The sequence below is a fragment of the Mesorhizobium sp. URHB0026 genome (assembly GCF_054059755.1).
In genome coordinates, this window is sequence record NZ_JBSSCN010000001.1 from 256,803 (window position 1) to 277,060 (window position 20,258).

Here is a 20,258-nt window from a genome sequence, read left to right on the forward strand (position 1 = left end):
GTCACACCACGGAGCACCCTTCATGGACACCGGCCTGACCACCATCCCGGAAGCGGCTATCGAAAAACACCGCGCCACCGCGCAGAGCTTCATCACCCGCATCGTCGTGCTGGAGGATCCATCACGCGAATCCGGCACGGCATTGGCCGGCACCAACCGCCGCTTCGTCTCCACCGTTTCGGTCGGTTCGGTGCGCCGCACCCGCGAGGTCGAGCTGTCGAAGACGGTCGGCGCCGTTCATCCCGACGACCAGTTGCTGACCATCCCGCAGCACACGCTTTTGTTTCGCGCCAGGCGCGGCACGGCAATTGCGCTGGCGGTATCGGACGTCTTCGCCGAAGGCTCCGATCTCGAAAGCCTTCAGGCCAGGAATGTCCGCGCGCCACTTGAGGGCGATGACGCGTCCACCTTCAAGAAGCTTCTGTCGGCTTCGGCTTACATCTCGGCCTTCAGCCTGGTGTCCTATCTGTTCCAGCTCATCGACAGCGATGGCGAGGCGCCCAACGACATCCCCGAGCCGGATTTTCTCTTCGACACGCCACAGGATGCGGTGAAGTCGATCCTGGCCGGTCTCGACAAGGCGGTTACCGGCGCATCCGACGACACCGACCTAATGACCAGGTCGCGCGCCTTCGCCCGCGTCGCCATCGACGGGCTTTTGGCGCGCAAAAGCCGCTTCGACGGCATCGGCCCATTCGAGAACGCCCATATCCGCATCGACGCCGACGACTTCACCCTCGACGGCTTCGACGTCGCGCCCGGCAAGCGCTCCAAGCCGCTGGTGATGACCTTCAAGAAGCCGGAAGAGGTGGTCGGCAACCACATCGCCAAATACCAGTCGGTCAAGCTCGCCAAGATGCTGATGGCCTATGATTTCGAGCGTGAACTGAACCCGTTCGTCGAGCTCGGCGGCTTCCTGTTCACCTTCATCGGCGACGGCGCGCCCGGCACCGGCAAGACGACGCTGATCCAGATGATCGCCGGCCTCGTCAACGGCTATTGCCAGGTCGCCGGCTACCCTTTTGCCTATGAAAATTTCGGCGTCGACCAGATTTCGTCCTACCAGGGCAAGTCGGGCCAGAACTGCCGCCAGTTCATCAACAATGTCCTGAACCCGCGCGTCATCGGCTTCGGTACCATCGACGACATCGACCAGGTGGCCGCCCGCCGTTCCGACGATCGCGCCTCGGCCGGCCAGCAGGAGATCACCGGCGTGCTGATGGACGCCTTCGCCGGTGCTGCCACCGTGGTGCGCGGCAATTGCTCGTTCGGCATGTTTTCCAACTATCCCGAGAATGTCGACGATGCCCTGCGCCAGCGCGCCGCCGCCCGCTGGCTGGTCGACGGGCCGCAGACCCGCGACGACTATATCGACATTTTTGTGCTGCTCGCCGGCAAGAATCACGAAATCCCCCTGGGCAAGCACGAGCTCTACGCCGCGCAGGAGATCCAGCGCGCCGTGACCGAGGCCTATGAAGAGCATGAAAAGCCGCGGGAGGACGGACTGGTGAGGGTCTACGAGCGCTATATGAAGGAAAATGGCGCGCCCAAGACCATGGCCGACATTGGCACCTACCTGCACCTGATCAAGGATGCCGAGCCGCGCTTCACCGGCCGCGCCATCAAGAACGTCACCGACGCCATCAAGATGCGTGCCATGGACATCGAGCTTCCCGACGACTGGTTCGAAAAGCCGGAAGCCTTCATGCACAAGGGCTACGACGACAAGAAAGCGATGATCGAGGAATTGCGCGGGCCGTTCTCGATGGACATGGTCATGCAGGAGATCAACCGTTACGCCGATTCCGAGTTCCGCTATTCCGACAAGTCCGACGATGCCGCGGTGGAGAAGCTGCTGCGCGACGCAAGGCTGCGCGAACGCGCGGCGCGTGAGATGGAGGAGATGAAGAAGAAGGGTCTGTGGAATGCGTGAATTTGCTTCGTTGCCCACGGGTGCCGAAAAGTGTGGCTCCAACGTCGATGCCCCCCTCTCCCCGTCCTTCACGGGGAGAGGGGGACGTCAACGTTGGCGCTTCGCCTTGTCAGGCAAAGCCTTTCGGATTCTTTGACATGACCGTCCGCAAACCCGACCTTCTCCGTGACAACGAGCTCATCTATGGGCGGCTGCTCACGGTCGACGAGCCGCATCTCATCCAGCGCTACAACAAGGCGCTGACGGCTTTCGGTCTCAAGCCGACAAAGTTGAAGAGCTTCCAGATCGACCGCACCGGCTTTTCTCCTGAAGTTGCGGAGGAATGCGGCGACCACGATTACCTCGATCCCAACGAGGTCAACCGCCGCTTCATCATCCTGACGCCTTCGCAGATCAACCTGCCGGTGGTGCACACGGCCTTCTCGAACACCTCGCAGTTGATGTTCGAATTCATGTCCACGAACCAGCGCGCCATAGACGCGCTGACCATCAAGGACGTGATCTACGGCGAGATCGAGGATTCCGTTCCCAAGGTGAACGACATCGAGGACCTGCTGTCGATCAGCCAGGTCGAGTTCAAGGTGCTGTCGGCCGAGGACGTGTTGGGCAAGGCTGCTGAACTCGGCAAGCTCGTCGACCGGCTGAAGCAGGAGCCCGACGCCTGGCGCGACAATGCCATGCTGACCCGCATGGTGGAACTTGCCAAGATCTGCGGCGACATCAGAGAGAACGCGCTGGTGCCCGACCAGGTGATCTTCCGCCACAACGCCTACTGGACCAGCCATTTCGGCGGCCTCTACGTGTTCGTCGATCCCGACATGACGACGGTGATCAGCGATCCGGCCGCCCCCGGTTTCCGCCGCTCGCGGCCCTGGCAGGTGAGCTATCTCTCCATCAAGGACGCCGACAAGGTGTTCAAATTCCTCGCCGCCACCGGCCGCATCGAACTGCCGCGCGCCTCCTGGATCGAAACCTCGGGCTATCTCGAGCACCGCGCCGAAATGGTGGTGCGCGCGCTGATCCGCGACGCCGAGCCGAACCGCAATTTGACCGATGTCGACAAGGTCTGGCTGCAGACCTGGATCCAGAGCCATGCCGACCTGATCACCAGGGACGGCAATTTTCCCTTCCTCAACGCCGCCAAGCGCGAGATTGCCCAGCTCGGCCATCTCAAGATCGAGGACGTCTTCCCGCAACAGCGCTTCCTGGTGGTCCGCGCCAAGCCTGACCATCCCGACGCCTGGCTGACCAACCGGCTGATCTCGGATTTCGTGCCGTCGGACTTCGTGTCCCGCTATATCTTCAACAAGGACGGCTTCTACAAGGACTATGACGGCTTCAGCGACGCCTGGCGATCTCATGTTGTGGACGTTCTGAAAACCACATATTTGAAGGAAAAGGCGGCGTTTCGCACACGCCTCTACGGCCTGACCGACTAGAACGATATGAACCGTCATTCCGTTCTAACTTGTTGTTTTGGTGCATGATGTTATCCAAAAAGTCTGCAACTTTTTGGCATCGTGCCGAGGGGGTGATACAGCCATGCTCGACCCGATCGTGAACTTCTTCGTCAGGCTGTTCCAGTGGATCGGCCGCGGCATCGGCCTTCTGATCGGCGTGATCCTGTGGCCCTTCATGTGGGCCGGCCGCTGGTACACGCAACGCGGCTGGATCCTGAAGGCCGTGGTCGGGCTGGCTCTTTTGGTGCTGATCGGCCTTTACGCCAACTTCTTCTACGCCACCCAGTGGTGGAACAAGTTCAATCCGAACTATCCCGACACCTACACGTTCGAGAAGCGCAACGTTTCCGCCGGTGAGCAGGTGTCCGCCGGCGCCGGCACCGACACGGCCAAGACTTGCGGCAACTCCGGCATCGCCCAGGTGGCGGCGGACCTGACTGACTTCAACGTCAACCAGAATGCCTGGATCTCGTCGATGATCCTCTACAAGCTCGGCCTGTTCGGCATCGACTGGGACAACACCCCGTGGATGGACAACAAGGCCTCTTTCCAGCGCGGCATCAACCAGGCGGTGCGACGCACGGCGACCGAGCTTGCCGACAATCTCGGCCGCGTGCGCACCACCTCGCAGATCGATGCCGACCTGCAGGACGCGCGCGGCAATCTGCAGTTCGACGAGTATACTTGGTATTTCGGCGTGAGCCCGTTTGGACCGAAGACACCGACGCCGAGCTACTATCGCGACGCCGTGCGCAAGCTGCGTTCGTTCAATGCCCGGCTCGCCACCTGCCAGGCCACTTTCGATGCCCGCGCCGACAATCTGAAGCAGTATATCGATCGCATTGCCAGTGACATCGGCTCGACCTCCGCCATCCTCAAGGAGCGTGCCGAGAACCACAACAATGGCTGGTTCGATACTCGCGCCGACGACCGCTACTGGTTCGCCTATGGCCAGCTCTATGCCTATTACGGCCTGATGAAGGGTGCCCAGGCCGACTTCGAGGACGTCATCAAGGAAAAGCACCTGCAGAGCCTGTGGGACACGATGGACGCGCAGTTCGTGTCGGCCTTGCGCATCCAGCCCTTCATCATCGCCAATGGCCGCGAGGACGGCTGGCTGCTGCCCACCCATCTGACAACGATGGGCTTCTACGTGCTTCGGGTGCGCTCGAACATGGTCGAAATCAGCAACGTGCTGACGCAGTAGCGCTGTCCCACAGCAACACTCGCGATGGCGGATTTGCGTCGTCGCGTCTGTCGCATTCCGTGCATTGTGCGGCTGTTTTGAGACGGCGGAAGCGCCCCTGCTCTGGCTTCTATACGGCGCGGCAAGCGGAGCCATAAAGAACCGGGGATAGGTCGGCCCGCCGCAGAGGAATTTTCTCTATAGGAAACATAGTTGCATGAAAGTTGACGCCGCCGCAGCGACAGGGTTAGATGCCCCGCGCGTCCGGCTCCAGCCTTCTTGCGAGTAAGATCAACCCCGTCCCCTCCACCGTCCAATCCAGAGGAACGCCGTCATGGCCGAAGTGAAGTCCGACATCGAGATCGCGCGTGGCGCCAGGAAAAAGCAGATCCAGGAGATCGGCCAGAAGATCGGCATCCCGACCGAACATCTGCTGCCCTACGGCCACGACAAGGCCAAGATTTCGGCCGAGTTCATCAAGTCGGTGAAGGGCAACAAGGACGGCAGGCTGATCCTCGTCACCGCCATCAACCCGACTCCGGCCGGCGAGGGCAAGACCACCACCACCGTCGGCCTCGGTGACGGCCTCAACCGCATCGGCAAGAAGGCGATCGTCTGCATCCGTGAAGCTTCGCTCGGCCCGAATTTCGGCGTCAAGGGCGGTGCCGCCGGCGGCGGTTACGCGCAGGTCGTGCCGATGGAGGACATGAACCTCCACTTCACCGGCGACTTCCACGCCATCACCACGGCGCACAACCTTTTGTCGGCTCTGATCGACAACCACATCTACTGGGGCAATGAACTCGGCATCGACACCCGCCGCGTGGTGTGGCGCCGCGTCATGGACATGAACGACCGGGCGCTGCGCGAGATCATCTGCTCGCTCGGCGGCGTTGCCAACGGCTTTCCGCGCGAAGCCGGCTTCGACATCACCGTCGCCTCGGAAGTGATGGCGATCCTCTGCCTCTCCACCGACCTGAAGGATCTGGAAAAGCGCCTCGGCGACATCATCGTCGCCTATCGCCGCGACAAGTCGGCGGTCTATGCCCGCGACCTCAAGGCCGACGGCGCCATGGCCGTCCTGCTCAAGGACGCCATGCAGCCCAATCTGGTGCAGACGCTGGAGAACAACCCGGCCTTCGTGCATGGCGGCCCGTTCGCCAACATCGCGCATGGCTGCAATTCGGTCGTCGCCACCACGACGGCGCTCAAGCTTGCCGACTACGTCGTCACCGAAGCCGGTTTTGGTGCTGATCTGGGTGCCGAAAAGTTCTTCGACATCAAGTGCCGCAAGGCCGGACTGAAGCCGGCCGCCACCGTCATCGTGGCCACCGTGCGCGCCATGAAGATGAATGGTGGCGTCAAGAAGGAAGACCTTGGCAAGGAGAATGTCGAAGCCGTCAGGAAGGGCTGCCCGAACCTTGGGCGCCACATCGAGAACATCAGGCAGTTCGGCGTCCCGGCGGTCGTTGCCATCAATCACTTCTATTCCGACACCGATGCCGAGATCCAGGCTCTCAAGGACTATGTCGCCTCGATGGGCGAGGAAGCGATCCTGTGCAAGCACTGGGCCAACGGCTCCGCCGGCATCGAGGAGCTTGCCAAGAAGGTGGTGGCGCTCGCCGAATCCGGCGCCTCGCAGTTCGCGCCGCTCTATCCCGACTCCATGCCGCTGTTCGAGAAAATCAACACTATCGTTCAGCGCATCTATCGCGGCTCGGAAGCCATCGCCGACAAATCGGTGCGCGACCAGTTGAAGGCCTGGGAGGATGCCGGTTACGGTAACCTTCCGGTCTGCATGGCCAAGACACAGTACTCGTTCTCGACCGACCCGAACCTGCGCGGTGCGCCGACCGGCCACACCGTGCCGGTGCGCGAGGTCAGGCTGTCCGCCGGCGCCGGCTTCGTCGTCATCATCTGCGGCGAGGTCATGACCATGCCTGGCTTGCCGAGCAAGCCGTCGTCGGAAAAGATCTTCCTCAACGAGGCCGGCCAGATCGAAGGCCTGTTCTGATCTTTTATCTCGACAAAACAAGAAGGGCGCCGCACCGCTGCGGCGCCCTTTGCGCGGATCGTGCTACGCGGCGCTGCGCGACAGCGCCCGCTGGTTGGACGCATGGATCGTGTCGCGTTCCGGCAGCGCGCCGGTCTTCAGGCAGTCGATCCATTCGGCGGTCTTGAGCACCGCGGCGAAGCGCGACTGCAGGATAATGCTCACCACGCGATGGATCTCCTCCGCGGAGGCGTAGCCGGCGCTGTTGGCATAAGGCACCGAACCGGTCGCGTCGGACAGGAACTCGACCGCGAAGCCCATGTGCACGGCATGGATGATGGTCGACAGGTCGCAATTATGCGTCATGTAGCCGACGACCGCGATCGTATCGATGGCGTTGGCGCGCAACCAGTCCTCGAGGTCGGTGCCGGTGAACGCGCTCGGCAAATTCTTCTCGACATAATGGTTGCGGCCACGCCTGGCGATCTCGGGATGCAGTTCGCCTCCATGGCTGCCCAGGGCGAAGATCGGCGACATCTCGGGCGCCATCTGCTTGACGACCACGACCTTGATGCCTGCTGCCGATGCGGCATCCATGGCGCGCGTCACGTTGACGACGCTGTCGCGGAACGGCGGATGCTGGATGGCCAGGTTACCGCCGTCATAGTCATTCTGGACGTCGACGACGATCAGCGCGCGGCGTGCCGCGGTGTTGGCTGGGGCAGACATGATGTTTCCTTTCAGGCTTGAAAGCGATGGGCCGAAAATAGCTTGCTGGCCTAGGCGCCGACAGTGGCCCGATTGACATCATCCGAAAGAATTGGGACAATCCTCTTACACACTGGAAACGCCTCATGACCGCCCCCATCATCGCCGTCCTCGCCTTCGACGGCATCAGCCCGTTCCATCTCTCCGTCCCGTGCCTGGTGTTCGGCGCCGACCGCACCAGGCTCGGCCTGCCGCGCTTCGACTTCCGAGTCTGCGGGCTGGAAGAAGGGTTGATCCAGACCGACGCCGGATTGAGCGTCCTGGTCCCGCATGGGCTTGCCGCGCTCCAAGACGCCGATATCGTCATCATCCCGAGTTGGAAGGATCTCGGAGCGCCTCTTGCCAAACCGCTCGAGGATGCGCTCGGCCGAGCCCACCGGCGCGGCGCGCTGATCGTGGGGCTCTGCCTCGGCACCTTTGCCATCGCCGCCGCCGGCCTGCTTTCGGGACGGAAGGCGACCACGCATTGGGCCTATACGGATCAGCTACAGGCTCTCCATCCCGACATTTCGGTCGATGCGGACGTGCTCTACGTCGACGGCGGCGACATCATCACCTCCGCCGGCGTCGCCGCGGGGCTCGACTGCTGCCTGCACATCGTGCGCGCCCGCTATGGCGCCGAGGCGGCACTGCGGCTCGCCCGGCACATTGTGCTTTCACCGCACCGGCAGGGCGGGCAGGCGCAGTTCATCGAGCGCCCGGTGGCGCCGAGCCCGGCCGCCGACCGCTTTACCCAGGCTCTCGATAAGGTGCGCGCGACCCTCGACGAACCGCACGGTCTCGATAGCGTCGCTGACGCAGCCGGTCTCACCCGCCGTACCTTTACCCGCCGTTTCCAGAAGACGACAGGTACCAGCTTCGGCGACTGGCTGGCCGACCAGCGCATCACGCTGGCGCAGAGGCTGCTGGAGACGACGGACAAGCCGGTGGACATGGTCGCCTTCGAGGCCGGCTTCGGCAGCGCAACATCCTTGCGCCAACATTTCGCCGCGAGGCTAAGGACATCGCCGGTGCAATACAGGCGCGAGTTTTCCAGGCTGGCCGGTGTCGGCGAGCGCAGGGCGCGCCTGCCGGCTGAATCGATTGGGCACGCAAGCGCGCTCAGCCCCGGCTGACCACCCGCGCCGGATTGCCGACCACGGTCGTGTGTGCCGCCACGTCGTGCGTCACCACCGCCCCGGCGCCGACGATGGCGCCCTCGCCGATGCTGACGCCGCCAAGGATGACCGCGCTGCCGCCGATCCAGGCATTGTCGCCGATCGTGACCGGCCTGGCGATCTCCAGTCCCGCCTGCCGCCCTGCCGCCTCCTTATGGTGCTCGGCGCAATAGATCTGCACATTGGGGCCAAGCAGCGTCCCCTTGCCGAGGCGCACCGGTGCGGTGTCAAGAATGATGCAGCCGGCATTGAGGAAGGTGCCGGGGCCGAGAAAGATGTTGAAGCCGTAGGCGCAATGGAACGGCGCCTCGATGCGGGCACCCTCGCCCACGCCGCCCAGCAGCGCCCGCAGGGCCGGCCCGAGGTTCCCGCGTTGACGAGGCGGCAGCGTATTGTGCTCGAACACCGCATCCGCTGCCACGCCGCGCAACGCGCCAAGATCGTCGTCCAGGCACGCATACCATTCACCATCAGCCATTTTAGCGCGTTCGCTTTGAACCATGGCAGTGCCTTCGTTTTTTACATCATTGCGAACAGCGCCAAGGCGAGGACTAACGTCAAATCCATAAACCAGGATACGCGGCCTTGCTGATTGGCGGCCATTCGCGATCTGCTCCAGCAATGAAAATAGTTCAAGACCGATGTCGATTTCCGGGAAGCTCATTCGTCCTCGGTAGGAAGCTGAAAGAAATTCGCCCACGCAAGGAACAAATGCGATGACAATCACCATCACGGCATTTGAACGATCGCCCGATGGCGGCAAGGGACTGGCCCGCGATACGCGTGTTCGCTGGGCGCTGGAAGAAGTGGGGCAGCCTTACGCGGTCCGTTTTGTTTCCTTCGCCGGCATGAAGGCGCCTGACCATCTGGCCATCCATCCTTTCGGCCAGATCCCCACCTATGAGGACGGTTCTCTCTCGCTGTTCGAGACCGGCTCGATCGTCTTTCACCTTGCCGAGCAGCATGCGGGCCTGCTGCCGAAGGAGCGCGACGCCCGCGCGCGAGCGATCACGTGGATGTTTGCCGCGCTGAACACGATCGAGCCGCCGATCCTCGAACTGACCACGGCAAGAATTTTCGAAGCCGACAAGCCCTGGAGCGAGGCGCGCTTGCCGTTGGTAAAGGATCGTGTTCGCGCCCGGCTCGACCGCCTCTCGGCTCATTTGGGCGTCGCGGATTGGCTCGATGATGCGTTCAGCGCCGGCGATCTGTTGATGTTGTCAGTGCTGCTGCGACTGAGAATGTCAGGCATTCTGGACGAATACAGAAACCTGGCCGCCTACGTGGCGCGCGGAGAAGCTCGGCCCGCTTATATCAGGGCTTTCGCCGCGCAATTCGCGATCAACGCTCCATCAGCCAACTGACTCGCCTCGATCCGCTGTGGCTGTGCGCTTGTGAGTCTGCGGCCTAGCCAAATATCCGGCCTATGGTAGCTTGCCGTTTCAAGGCTGTACCGGCCTTCGAGGGGGATCGACCATGCTCTACGTTCTTGCACTTCTGATCGGCGTCATTGCCGGACTGCGCGCCATGACGGCACCTGCCGCCGTTGCCTGGGGCGCCTATCTCGGCTGGCTGCCGGTTGCTGGCACCTGGGCGAGCTTCATGAGCCATTGGGCGGCTGTCGGCATCTTCACCATCCTGGCCATCGTCGAACTGGTCACCGACCAGCTGCCGTCGACGCCAAGCCGCAAAGTGCCGCAGCAGTTCGGCGCCCGGATCCTGCTCGGCGCCTTCAGCGGCGCGGTGATCGGCGCGACCAGCGGCGCCACCATCGTGTGCCTGATCGCCGGAGCGATCGGCGCCGTCATCGGCACGCTGGGTGGTGCCGAAGCGCGAGGCCGGCTGGCGGCCGTTTTCGGTAAGGATCCGCCCGCGGCCTTCATCGAGGATGCGGTGGCGATCATCGGCGGCTTGCTGATCGTGGCGGCGGTCGTATGACGGCCCAGACCTTAAACGCAAAGACCTTAAGCGCAAAGACCTTCGACGCCATCATCATCGGCGCTGGCCAGGCGGGATCGCCCCTGGCGGGCCGCCTGACCGCCGCCGGCATGAGCGTGGCGCTGATCGAGCGCAAGCTGGTCGGCGGCACCTGCGTCAACACCGGCTGCATGCCGACCAAGACCATGGTCGCCAGCGCCTATGCCGCGCATCTGGCGCGGCGCGCCGCCGACTATGGCGTGACGTTCCCGGGCCCCGTCGGGGTCGATTATAGCAGGATCAAGGCACGCAAGGACAAGGTCACCGACGACGCCCGTGGCAATCTGGAGGCCTGGATCGCCGGAATGGAGCGCTGCACGCTCTATCGAGGACATGCGCGCTTCGAATCCGCCAACACGGTGCGTGTCGGCGACGACCTGTTGAGCGCCGAAAAGATCTTCCTCAACACCGGCGGCCGCGCTTCGGTGCCGGACCTGCCCGGCATCCACGACATCGACTATCTGACCAATTCGTCGATGATGGATCTTGACGTTTTACCGCGCCACCTGATCGTCGTCGGCGGCAGCTACATCTCGCTCGAGTTCGCGCAGATGTTCCGCCGCTTCGGCTCGGAAGTCACCGTCATCGAAAAGAGCCCGCGCCTGACCGGCCGCGAGGACGAGGACGTCTCGGCCGCCATCCTCTCGATCCTGGAAAATGAAGGGATCGCCGTTCATGTCGGCGCCGATGATATCGGCTTCGCCAAGCAGGGTGGGGACATTGCCGTGAGTTTCTCCGCGGGCCAGCCGCCCGCGGTCGGCTCGCATGTGCTGCTGGCGCTGGGCCGAACGCTCAATACCGACGATCTCGGTCTCGACAAGGCGGGCGTCGAGGTCGACGGGCGCGGCGCGGTTGTCGTCGATGACCAGCTGCGCACCAGCGTGCCAGGCATCTGGGCGATGGGCGACTGCAACGGCAAGGGCGCCTTCACCCACACCTCCTACAACGACTATGAGATCGTCGCCGCCAATCTGCTCGACAAGGATACGCGCAGGATCAGCGACCGCATCGAGGCGTACGCGCTCTACATCGATCCGCCGCTCGGCCGCTGCGGCATGACCGAGACGGCGGTGAGGAAATCCGGACGTCGCGCCCTGGTCGGCCAGCGGCCGATGACCCGTGTCGGCCGCGCCATCGAGAAGGGCGAGACGCAGGGATTCATGAAGATCCTCGTCGATGCCGACACCAGGGAGATCCTCGGCTGCTCGGTGCTCGGTCCCGGCGGTGACGAGGCGGTGCATTGCGTGCTCGACCTGATGTACGCCAAGGCGCCGGTCGACACACTGGCGCGCGCCGTGCACATCCATCCCACCGTCTCGGAGCTTCTGCCCACCATCGCCCAGGAGTTGAAGCCGCTGGCGTGAGACTGTCAGCCGACTTCCTGCTCTTCAGTCCTCGCCTATGCCTGCCGAAGGCACCGTGATTTCACGGTCGTCATCACGCGATTATCGCTGGGGCCTCGGCCGGCTTCAAGATATCGTGTCGGCAGCAAACGGAACTGAGACGAAGCGACATCGTTTCAGCCCTTGAAGGATCGGCCTGCGTCGGGCTGGTGTAAGAGGAGAAGAGCACGATGAAGAAGAACTGGACGAAGCCAACAATGTGCCAGGTCGCCGCGAGCTTCGAGATTTCGCGCTATCTGCCGGCTGAAATTACGCGCAAGAAGTAGTTCCCGAAGGTGCATGCCCTTGGCGACACCGGCATGCACCTTTGTCGATCAGGTGAAAGCCAGGGCCAAGCGTATGCCGCGTGGCTCGTTGTGAAGCGCCTTTGGAGCAGAAATCGCATGCGCTTGAAGATCATCGGATCGGCGGCGGGCGGCGGTTTTCCGCAGTGGAACTGCAATTATCGACTGAGCAGCGCCGCGCGGACAGGATCAAGCGGTCTGCGACCTCGGACCCAGTCGAGCCTCGCGGTCTCGTCGGATGGGGTGGGTTGGATCCTTTTCAACGCTTCGCCTGACATTCGCCAGCAGATCGCGCAGACACCGGAGCTACAGCCACCGCCGGATGGACCCGTGCGCTGCACCCCTATCCGCGCCGTGGTGCTGACGAACGCCGATGTCGACCACATTGCGGGCTTGCTCAGCCTGCGCGAGCGACAGCCCTTTGCCCTCTATGCGACCAAGGAGGCATTGGCGACGCTGGAGGCGAATTCGGTTTTCAACGTTCTGGATCCCGAGATCGTGCCGCGACGGACACTGCCTCTAGCAGGCGAAACGGAGATTTGCGACGCGCAGGGGCGAGAGGCCGGCGTGACAGTGGAGAATTTCCCAGTCCCCGGCAAAGTGGCACTGTACCTCGAGGACAAAAGCCGTCCGGAGGCCAATTTCGGCTCCGACAGAGGAGACACGATCGGCGTTCGCATCAGTGGGGCGACAGGCAAGTCGGTTTTCTACATCCCCGGTTGCGCACGGATCGATGCGCTGCTGCGCGCTCGTGTCGAGGGCGCCGACTGCCTCTTGTTCGACGGCACCGTCTACACCGATGACGAGATGATCGCCGCCGGCGTCGGTGAAAAGACCGGGGCGCGCATGGGTCATCTGGCGATGACCGGGGATGCGGGCTCGATCGCCGGCCTGGCGAACGCGAACATTGCCCGCCGCGTCTTCGTTCACATCAACAACACCAACCCGGTTCTTGACGAGAACTCGGCTGAACACGCTGAGGTCAGGGCAGCCGGTTGGGAAGTTGCCCATGACGGCATGGAGTTGGAACTTTGAGCACCTTCCGCGATGCGGCCAAGGACGGCCTCTCCAAAGGCGATCTGGAAGCGGTATTGCGACAGGTCGGCGTGGAGCGCTACCATCACCTGCATCCCTATCACCACAGGATGGTCGAAGGGGCATTGTCGAAGACGGAAATGCAGGCGTGGGCGCTGAACCGCTATTGCTACCAGGCGATGGTGCCGCGCAAGGACGCCATGATCCTGGCGCGTGCAACCGACCCGGCGTTTCGCGCCGCGTGGCGAATGCGCATCGAGGACCATGACGGCGACGATGGCTGGAGCGGCGGCATTGCGCGCTGGCTGCACCTGGCAACGTCGCTCGGCCTCGATACGGACAGTGTGAAGAGCGAAAGGCTGGCGCTGCCAGCCACGCGTTTTGCCGTCGGTGCGTATCTCACCTTCTGTACCGACAAGACCTTGCTGGAAGCGGTCGCGTCCTCTCTGACCGAAATGTTCTCGCCCGCCATCATCGGCGAGCGCATGTCCGCGATGCTGGCCAGATACGATTACGTCACCGAAGACACGCTGGCCTACTTCAAGCATCGCCCGAAACAAGCGTCGCGCGATGCCGATTTCGCCCTCGCCTATGTGCTCGACCAGGCCGACACGGCTGAGCGACAGCAGGCTGCCATCGACGCGCTGGTGTTCAAGTGCGACATCCTGTGGACGATGCTCGACGTGCTTCAGCATGCCTATGGCGAGGATGGCAACATACCGCCCGGCGCTTTCCGGCCGGAGCACGTGCAATGACGGCGTTGCGCGAAAGGACGATCGTCTCGCCGCATTCGGTGCCTTCGCTGCCGAAGCACGTTCGCATCCAGTACGATCCCGTACGCCAGGCCTTTGCGGTGCTTTCTCCCGAAAAGATCTTCTGGCCAAACGAAATCAGTCTCGACATCTTGCGGCACTGCGACGGAAACTCGACGGTCGCCCAGATCATCGCCGGCCTCTCCGCCGAATATGATGCTGGTCCCGAGGCTATTGCCGGCGACGTCGTCTCCTTCCTGCAGGAATGGTCCGACAGGCTGCTGGTGAGGTCATGACCGTGCCGCATCTTCCACCGATCGGCATCCTGGCGGAACTCACCCATCGCTGCCCGCTGCAATGCCCCTATTGCTCCAACCCGCTCGCATTGCTGAAAGCCAATCGTGAGCTCGACACCCGGGCTTGGCTCGACCTGTTTGGTCAAGCCGCGGATCTTGGCGTGTTGCAGGTGCATTTGTCCGGCGGCGAGCCGACATTGCGCCGCGATCTCGAACAGCTGATTGCCGGACTGGCGGATCGCAATGTCTACACTAACCTGATCACGGCCGGCGTCGGCATCGCGGACGGCCGCATCGAGGCTTTCGCCGAAGCAGGGCTCGACCATCTGCAGCTGAGCTTTCAGGGCGCGCGAGCGGCGACCACGGAACTCATCGGCCATCACCGCGGCAGCCATGAACAGAAACTGGAAACGGCAAGACGCGCCCGGGCGGCAGGGCTACCGCTGACCATCAACGCGCCGATCCATCGCCACAACATCGCGGAGGTTCCGGAACTCATCGAGCTGGCACTTTCGCTGGGCGCGGAGCGGCTGGAAATTGCCAACGTACAATATGGCGGCTGGGCGTTGGCCAACCGGGACATGCTGATGCCCGACCGGTCGGCGGTCGACCGGCAGGCCGACATCGTCGAGGCGGCAAGCCAACGGCTGAAGGGAATCATGAACATCGATTTCGTCACGCCAGACTATTTCGCCCACTATCCGAAGCCGTGCATGGGCGGGTGGGCGCGTGACGCCTTCATGGTGGCGCCCGATGGCGCGGTCCTGCCGTGCCACGCCGCGCAGACAATTTCCTCTCTCCGTTTCGAGCGGTTCGGCGAGCGCTCGCTTTCGGAAATCTGGACAGATTCGCCGTCATTCAATGCGTTCCGTGGCACGGACTGGATGCAGGAACCTTGCCGCGGCTGTGACCGGCGCGAGATCGACTGGGGCGGTTGCCGCTGCCAGGCCATGGCGATCGCGGGAGATGCCGCCGCCACGGACCCCGCATGCGCGAAGTCGCCGGTTCATGATCGTATGGCGGCACTCATCGATGAGGCTCGCCACGCTGCCGCCTCTCCCGGTGGAGGAAACGCCTTCCTCTACCGCCGCATGGGTACCCCGCCAAAACCCGTCTGATGGCTGGTTCGACCGGCGGCCCCATCCGCGGCGGCCGTCATTGCTCCGCCTCTTGGCGTCCGCTCCACGCTTTCTGCATTGCTGCATTGCGGCAATGTCTGTTGCCCCCGGCAGGGGTCCTCGCGCAGTCTGGAATTGAACCGATTCAGTCTGGACCTCCCATGCCTTTGCCGATCCTTGCGCTTGCCATTGCGTCCTTCTGCATCGGCACCACCGAATTCTTCATCATGGGCCTGCTGCCCGAGGTCGCCGCCGATCTCGGCGTGACGATCCCCGCCGCCGGCCTGCTGGTCACCGGCTATGCGCTGGGGGTCGTCTTCGGCGCGCCTGTCGTGGCCATGGCCACCGCGCATCTGCCGCGCAAGCCCGTGCTCGTGGGACTTGCGGCCCTGTTCGTCGTCGGCAACCTCTTCTGTGCCATCGCGCCCAATTACTGGCTGCTGATGGCCGCGCGCGTCTTCACCGCTTTCGGCCATGGCGCCTTCTTCGGCATCGGCTCGGTCGTCGCGGCAAGCCTTGTGCCGCGCAACAAGCGCGCCAGCGCCATCGCGCTGATGTTCGCGGGCCTGACGCTCGCCAACATCCTCGGGGTTCCCGCAGGCACCGCACTCGGCGAAGCCTTCGGCTGGCGCGCCACCTTTCTGGCAGTGGTCGGCATCGGCCTGATCTCGGTCGCGGCCATCGCGTGGCTGGTGCCGTCCGACGTCACGGAACCGAGCGGCGGCGGTCTGCGCGCCGAAGTCCGCGTGCTCGGCAATCTGCAGGTATGGCTGGCGATGCTGATCGCGGCGCTGACCTCGGCCAGCCTGTTCGCCGTTTTCACATACATAAAGCCATACCTCACCGACGTGTCGGGTCTGTCGAGCGCGGCCGTCACCTGGGTGCTTTTGCTGTTCGGCGCCGGCATGACCATCGGCAACATCATCGGCGGCAGGCTTGCCGACTGGAAACTGATGCCGACAGTGATCGCCACCTTGCTGCTGATGGCCCTGCTGTTCGTCGGCTTCATGCAGTTCGGGGCGATCGCCAGCATTGCCATCGGCATCGTCTTTCTCTGGGGCCTGCTCATCTTCGTCGTCGTGGCACCTCTGCAGATCCGGGTCGTCGAGGCGGCTTCCGAGGGACCGAACCTTGCAGCCACGCTCAATCAGGGCGCCTTCAATGTCGGCAATGCCGGCGGCGCATGGATCGGCGGCGTGGCGCTGTCATCAGGCGTTTCCTACGCCGATTTGCCGCTCGTCGGCGCCGTGCTAGCCCTGGTGGCGGTCGCCGTTGCGGTACTGTCGGCGGCGCTGGACAGGCGCGCGCCTGTCCCGCTTCACGCTGCCGCGGAATAGGCCCTTGCGCCCATAGCGCGGCGGGCTGGACCAATCGACATCGGCACCTTCCAATGGGCATGTCTTCTCGCATTCATGGAGAATGTCATGCAGAAATCGATCGAACGCATCGCCGGCGACAGCGACGGCGTTTCCTACGAATTCCCGGTGCTCCGCTTGGCCGGCGCCGACAAGACAGCGCCTTCGGCCTACCTGCAGGCGGCGCTCCATGCCGGCGAATTGCCTGGCGTCGTCGCCATCGATGCATTGATGCCGATGCTGAACAAGGCCGAGGCCGAGGGTCGCATCAGGGGCAACATCACCATCGTGCCCTGGGCCAACCCGATCGGCCGCGCGCAATACCATTTCGGCGAGCACCAGGGTCGCTTTCATCTGGGCACCCGCACCAACTTCAACCGCGGCATTCCGCTGCTGGCCGCGCCCGACGCCAAGCTCTTGCCGGACGCCACCTTTGGTGGCGCCGACCAGCGGCTGAAGTCGCGCCTGGTGCAGCTTTCGCTCGGCCATGACATCGTGCTCGACCTGCACTGCGACGATGAGGGCCTTGCCTATCTCTACGTCCATACCAGCCTGTGGCCTGAGATGGCTGATTGCGCCGCCGCCATGGGCGTCGAGGCCGTGGTGCTGTGGAGCGAGGACACCGACGGCACCTTCGAGGGCGCTTCGATCATGCCTTACCAGAACGCATCGGCCGATGTGGCGAAGTTCGACAGGCGCGTTGCCACCACTGTCGAATATCGCGGCATTCTCGATGTCGACGGCGCGCTGGCCAAGTCCGACGCCGAAGGCCTTTACCGGCTGCTGGCGGCGCGCGGCGTGATATCCGACACCGACCTGCCCGCGCCCGGCCCCTTCAAGGGCGTCGCGGCACCTCTGGAAAATATCGACATGATGCCGGCCCCCCGTGGCGGTGCGGTCCTCTACGACGTCAAGCCCGGTGACCGCGTCACCAGGGGCGCGCGGCTCGCTACCATCGTCCACTCGCCAGGCGAAGTTGATGGCCGCACGGAAGTGTTCGCGCCGCAGGACGGCATCATCCTGACCCGTCGCTCGCGCCGCATCATCCGCTCCGGCGAAGACCTGTTGAAACTGGTCGGCGACAGCAAGAGCGCCGATGCAAGGTCGGGTACGCTGGAGGATTGAGCCTGCGTCGAATCCAGTTGCGCGGCCGCCCAATCGCCGCTAAGGGAATCGCCATGAACATGCGTTCGATCAAGACCATTTGGTGGTGGGCCTGCTGACAGCGGCCTGTTCGAACGCGTGCGCGTGAAAATAGAGGGTGGCCGCAACGGAATGTCCGGGCGGCCATTTGTTTTTTAAGGCCATTCCCGGGTCCGTTGCCCAAGTAGCTGATGGAGACGGCAATGACGTTGAAGGTTCTGGAAAACGGCGCTGAAAGCTTCGTGACGGCGGGTGGCATCACCATCACCCGCGAGCGCCACGACCGCCCCTATGAAGGCGCGATCGACGCTTATGTCGAGGGGCTGAACTCGCGCCGGGGCGCGGTATTTTCCTCGAACTACGAATATCCTGGCCGCTACACGCGCTGGGATACGGCCATCATCGATCCGCCGCTGGTCATCTCGGCACGCGGCCGCGCCATGCGTATCGAGGCGCTGAACAGCCGTGGCGAGGCGCTGTTGCCGGTCATCGGCAGGACATTGGGCGGCCTCACGGAGGTCACGATCGCCGAGACCTCGAAAAAGCTGATCCGTCTCGACGTCGCCCAGCCTGGAAGGGTCTTCACCGAGGAGGAACGCAGCCGCGTTCCCTCCGTCTTCACCGTGCTGCGCGCTATCACCGCCCTGTTCAAGACGGCCGAAGACGCCAATCTGGGCCTCTACGGCGCCTTCGGCTACGACCTTGCCTTCCAGTTCGACCCGGTCGACCACACGCTCGTGCGCAAGCAAAGCCAGCGCGACCTGGTGTTGTTCCTGCCCGACGAGATCCTGGTCGTCGACCACTACTCGGCCAAGGCCTGGACCGACCGCTACGACTATGCGGGCGAAGGTTTTTCGACCGAAGGCCTGCCACGCGACCAAATCGCCGAACCGTTCAAGACCGCCGACCGCATCCCGCCACGCGGTGACCATGAGCCCGGCGAATATGCCAATCTGGTGCGCCGCGCGATGGACTCGTTCAAGCGTGGCGACCTGTTCGAGGTCGTCCCCGGCCAGATGTTCTACGAGCGTTGCGAGACCCAGCCCTCCGAGATTTCGCGCAAGCTGAAGTCCATCAACCCGTCGCCCTATTCCTTCTTCATCAACCTGGGCGAGAACGAATACCTGATCGGTGCGTCACCGGAGATGTTCGTGCGCGTCAACGGCCGCCGCGTCGAGACCTGTCCGATCTCCGGCACCATCAAACGCGGCGACGACGCCATCTCCGATAGCGAGCAGATCCTGAAGCTGCTCAATTCGAAGAAGGACGAATCCGAGCTCACAATGTGCTCGGACGTCGATCGCAACGACAAGTCCAGGGTCTGCGAGCCGGGCTCCGTACGCGTCATCGGCCGCCGCCAGATCGAGATGTATTCGCGCCTGATCCACACCGTCGACCACATCGAGGGCCGCTTGCGTGAAGGCATGGACGCTTTCGACGCGTTTCTCTCGCACGCCTGGGCGGTCACCGTAACCGGCGCGCCGAAACTGTGGGCCATGCGCTTCATCGAGCAGAACGAGAAAAGTCCGCGCGCCTGGTATGGCGGCGCGATCGGCATGGTCAACTTCAACGGCGACATGAATACCGGCCTTACCTTGCGCACCATCCGCATCAAGGACGGCATCGCCGAGGTACGTGCCGGCGCTACATTGCTCTTCGACAGCATTCCAGAGGAAGAAGAAGCTGAAACCGAACTGAAGGCATCCGCCATGCTCTCCGCGATCCGCGACGCCAAGACGGGCAATTCGACCAGCACCGAGCGCACCACGGCGCGCGTCGGCGACGGCGTCAACATCCTTTTGGTCGACCACGAGGATTCCTTCGTCCACACGCTGGCCAACTACTTCCGCCAGACCGGCGCCAATGTCTCGACCGTGCGCTCGCCGGTGCCGGAGGAAGTCTTCGACCGGCTGAAGCCCGACCTCGTCGTGCTGTCACCCGGACCCGGCACGCCGAAGGACTTCGACTGCGCGGCGACCATCAAAAAGGCTCGCGCGCGCGACCTGCCGATCTTCGGCGTGTGCCTCGGCCTGCAGGCACTGGCGGAAGCCTATGGCGGAGAACTCAGGCAGTTGCACATTCCCATGCACGGCAAGCCGTCGCGTATCCGCGTCTCGAAGCCGGGCATCATCTTCTCCGGCCTGCCCAAGGAAGTCACCGTCGGCCGCTACCACTCGATCTTCGCCGATCCGGTACGCCTGCCCGACGATTTCATGGTTACGGCCGAGACGGAAGACGGCGTCATCATGGCCTTCGAGCACCGCAAGGAGCCGATCGCAGCGGTGCAGTTCCACCCGGAATCGATCATGACGCTCGGCCACAATGCCGGCATGCGCATCATCGAGAATATCGTCGCGCATTTGCCGCGAAAGGCCAAGGAAAAGGCAGCCTGACGCCA

17 protein-coding genes are annotated in these 20,258 nt (G+C 63.4%); 15 read left to right on the forward strand and 2 right to left on the reverse strand.

Going from position 1 to position 20,258, the window contains the following annotated elements; translation table 11 throughout:
- The first annotated feature begins 22 nt into the window (after positions 1–22).
- The 4 genes from ACVWWD_RS01330 (at position 23) to ACVWWD_RS01345 (ending at position 6,593) form a co-directional block, all read left to right on the forward strand.
- Entirely contained in the window at positions 23–1,933 is a 1,911-nt protein-coding gene (locus ACVWWD_RS01330) for an ATP-binding protein (protein WP_457102869.1), read from the forward strand.
- Between the two features lie 137 nt (positions 1,934–2,070).
- Positions 2,071–3,372, forward strand: coding sequence for a DUF6638 family protein (locus ACVWWD_RS01335; protein ID WP_023781401.1), 1,302 nt, complete (start codon positions 2,071–2,073; stop codon positions 3,370–3,372).
- Between the two features lie 103 nt (positions 3,373–3,475).
- On the forward strand, positions 3,476–4,600 hold the full coding sequence (locus ACVWWD_RS01340; RefSeq protein WP_023770324.1) for a DUF2333 family protein: 1,125 nt from the start codon (positions 3,476–3,478) through the stop codon (positions 4,598–4,600).
- A 313-nt stretch (positions 4,601–4,913) separates the two neighbouring features.
- A complete protein-coding gene (locus tag ACVWWD_RS01345) occupies positions 4,914–6,593 on the forward strand; it encodes a formate--tetrahydrofolate ligase (protein ID WP_352551871.1) in 1,680 nt (559 codons plus the stop codon).
- 63 nt (positions 6,594–6,656) lie between these two features.
- On the opposite strand, the gene ACVWWD_RS01350 is transcribed toward ACVWWD_RS01345, so the two are convergent.
- Positions 6,657–7,301, reverse strand: a complete 645-nt coding sequence (locus tag ACVWWD_RS01350) for a cysteine hydrolase family protein (RefSeq protein ID WP_023770326.1) — start codon at positions 7,299–7,301, stop codon at positions 6,657–6,659.
- A gap of 125 nt (positions 7,302–7,426) precedes the next feature.
- On the opposite strand from ACVWWD_RS01350, the gene ACVWWD_RS01355 reads away from it, so the two are divergent.
- Entirely contained in the window at positions 7,427–8,455 is a 1,029-nt protein-coding gene (locus ACVWWD_RS01355) for a GlxA family transcriptional regulator (RefSeq protein ID WP_352551873.1), read from the forward strand.
- Here the strand turns inward: ACVWWD_RS01355 and ACVWWD_RS01360 are convergent.
- The gene (locus tag ACVWWD_RS01360) at positions 8,442–8,999 is read right to left on the reverse strand and encodes a sugar O-acetyltransferase (protein ID WP_023781399.1); all 558 of its coding nucleotides are present in this window, start codon (positions 8,997–8,999) and stop codon (positions 8,442–8,444) included. The genes ACVWWD_RS01355 and ACVWWD_RS01360 overlap by 14 nt on opposite strands.
- A gap of 214 nt (positions 9,000–9,213) precedes the next feature.
- On the opposite strand from ACVWWD_RS01360, the gene ACVWWD_RS01365 reads away from it, so the two are divergent.
- From ACVWWD_RS01365 to ACVWWD_RS01410, 10 genes are all read left to right on the forward strand, one after another.
- Positions 9,214–9,861, forward strand: a complete 648-nt coding sequence (locus ACVWWD_RS01365; protein WP_352551874.1) for a glutathione S-transferase family protein — start codon at positions 9,214–9,216, stop codon at positions 9,859–9,861.
- Positions 9,862–9,973: 112 nt separating this feature from the next.
- A complete protein-coding gene (locus ACVWWD_RS01370) occupies positions 9,974–10,435 on the forward strand; it encodes a membrane protein (protein WP_023794059.1) in 462 nt (153 codons plus the stop codon).
- The gene (locus ACVWWD_RS01375; protein ID WP_457102870.1) at positions 10,432–11,838 is read left to right on the forward strand and encodes an FAD-containing oxidoreductase; all 1,407 of its coding nucleotides are present in this window, start codon (positions 10,432–10,434) and stop codon (positions 11,836–11,838) included. The genes ACVWWD_RS01370 and ACVWWD_RS01375 overlap by 4 nt, the downstream gene beginning before the upstream one ends.
- A gap of 422 nt (positions 11,839–12,260) precedes the next feature.
- Positions 12,261–13,196 carry a pyrroloquinoline quinone biosynthesis protein PqqB gene (gene pqqB, locus ACVWWD_RS01380; protein ID WP_352552937.1) on the forward strand — a complete coding sequence of 312 codons (936 nt, stop codon included), beginning with the start codon at positions 12,261–12,263 and terminating at the stop codon, positions 13,194–13,196.
- Positions 13,193–13,951 carry a pyrroloquinoline-quinone synthase PqqC gene (gene pqqC, locus ACVWWD_RS01385; RefSeq protein ID WP_352552935.1) on the forward strand — a complete coding sequence of 253 codons (759 nt, stop codon included), beginning with the start codon at positions 13,193–13,195 and terminating at the stop codon, positions 13,949–13,951. The genes pqqB and pqqC overlap by 4 nt, the downstream gene beginning before the upstream one ends.
- The gene (gene pqqD, locus ACVWWD_RS01390; RefSeq protein ID WP_023770335.1) at positions 13,948–14,244 is read left to right on the forward strand and encodes a pyrroloquinoline quinone biosynthesis peptide chaperone PqqD; all 297 of its coding nucleotides are present in this window, start codon (positions 13,948–13,950) and stop codon (positions 14,242–14,244) included. The genes pqqC and pqqD overlap by 4 nt, the downstream gene beginning before the upstream one ends.
- Complete coding sequence (pqqE, locus tag ACVWWD_RS01395) at positions 14,241–15,362, forward strand: pyrroloquinoline quinone biosynthesis protein PqqE (RefSeq protein ID WP_457102871.1); 1,122 nt, start codon at positions 14,241–14,243, stop codon at positions 15,360–15,362. Before pqqD ends, pqqE begins: the two co-directional genes overlap by 4 nt.
- A 161-nt stretch (positions 15,363–15,523) precedes the next feature.
- Positions 15,524–16,699, forward strand: a complete 1,176-nt coding sequence (locus ACVWWD_RS01400) for an MFS transporter (protein WP_457102872.1) — start codon at positions 15,524–15,526, stop codon at positions 16,697–16,699.
- An 87-nt stretch (positions 16,700–16,786) separates the two neighbouring features.
- Positions 16,787–17,842, forward strand: a complete 1,056-nt coding sequence (locus ACVWWD_RS01405; protein ID WP_352552930.1) for a succinylglutamate desuccinylase/aspartoacylase family protein — start codon at positions 16,787–16,789, stop codon at positions 17,840–17,842.
- Between the two features lie 221 nt (positions 17,843–18,063).
- On the forward strand, positions 18,064–20,253 hold the full coding sequence (locus tag ACVWWD_RS01410) for an anthranilate synthase (RefSeq protein WP_023770339.1): 2,190 nt from the start codon (positions 18,064–18,066) through the stop codon (positions 20,251–20,253).
- The last annotated feature ends 5 nt before the right edge of the window (positions 20,254–20,258 follow it).

What these genes read in the sequence shown, in the direction of transcription:
- ACVWWD_RS01410 (WP_023770339.1), top strand. Translation starts at nt 18,064, where the DNA reads ATGACGTTGAAGGTTCTGGAAAACGGCGCTGAAAGCTTCGTGACGGCG.
- ACVWWD_RS01335 (WP_023781401.1), top strand. Translation starts at nt 2,071, where the DNA reads ATGACCGTCCGCAAACCCGACCTTCTCCGTGACAACGAGCTCATCTAT.
- pqqB (WP_352552937.1), top strand. Translation starts at nt 12,261, where the DNA reads ATGCGCTTGAAGATCATCGGATCGGCGGCGGGCGGCGGTTTTCCGCAG.
- ACVWWD_RS01400 (WP_457102872.1), top strand. Translation starts at nt 15,524, where the DNA reads ATGCCTTTGCCGATCCTTGCGCTTGCCATTGCGTCCTTCTGCATCGGC.
- pqqE (WP_457102871.1), top strand. Translation starts at nt 14,241, where the DNA reads ATGACCGTGCCGCATCTTCCACCGATCGGCATCCTGGCGGAACTCACC.
- ACVWWD_RS01360 (WP_023781399.1), bottom strand. Translation starts at nt 8,999, where the DNA reads ATGGTTCAAAGCGAACGCGCTAAAATGGCTGATGGTGAATGGTATGCG.
- ACVWWD_RS01340 (WP_023770324.1), top strand. Translation starts at nt 3,476, where the DNA reads ATGCTCGACCCGATCGTGAACTTCTTCGTCAGGCTGTTCCAGTGGATC.
- ACVWWD_RS01345 (WP_352551871.1), top strand. Translation starts at nt 4,914, where the DNA reads ATGGCCGAAGTGAAGTCCGACATCGAGATCGCGCGTGGCGCCAGGAAA.
- ACVWWD_RS01405 (WP_352552930.1), top strand. Translation starts at nt 16,787, where the DNA reads ATGCAGAAATCGATCGAACGCATCGCCGGCGACAGCGACGGCGTTTCC.
- ACVWWD_RS01365 (WP_352551874.1), top strand. Translation starts at nt 9,214, where the DNA reads ATGACAATCACCATCACGGCATTTGAACGATCGCCCGATGGCGGCAAG.
- ACVWWD_RS01355 (WP_352551873.1), top strand. Translation starts at nt 7,427, where the DNA reads ATGACCGCCCCCATCATCGCCGTCCTCGCCTTCGACGGCATCAGCCCG.
- ACVWWD_RS01375 (WP_457102870.1), top strand. Translation starts at nt 10,432, where the DNA reads ATGACGGCCCAGACCTTAAACGCAAAGACCTTAAGCGCAAAGACCTTC.
- pqqD (WP_023770335.1), top strand. Translation starts at nt 13,948, where the DNA reads ATGACGGCGTTGCGCGAAAGGACGATCGTCTCGCCGCATTCGGTGCCT.
- ACVWWD_RS01330 (WP_457102869.1), top strand. Translation starts at nt 23, where the DNA reads ATGGACACCGGCCTGACCACCATCCCGGAAGCGGCTATCGAAAAACAC.
- ACVWWD_RS01370 (WP_023794059.1), top strand. Translation starts at nt 9,974, where the DNA reads ATGCTCTACGTTCTTGCACTTCTGATCGGCGTCATTGCCGGACTGCGC.
- ACVWWD_RS01350 (WP_023770326.1), bottom strand. Translation starts at nt 7,301, where the DNA reads ATGTCTGCCCCAGCCAACACCGCGGCACGCCGCGCGCTGATCGTCGTC.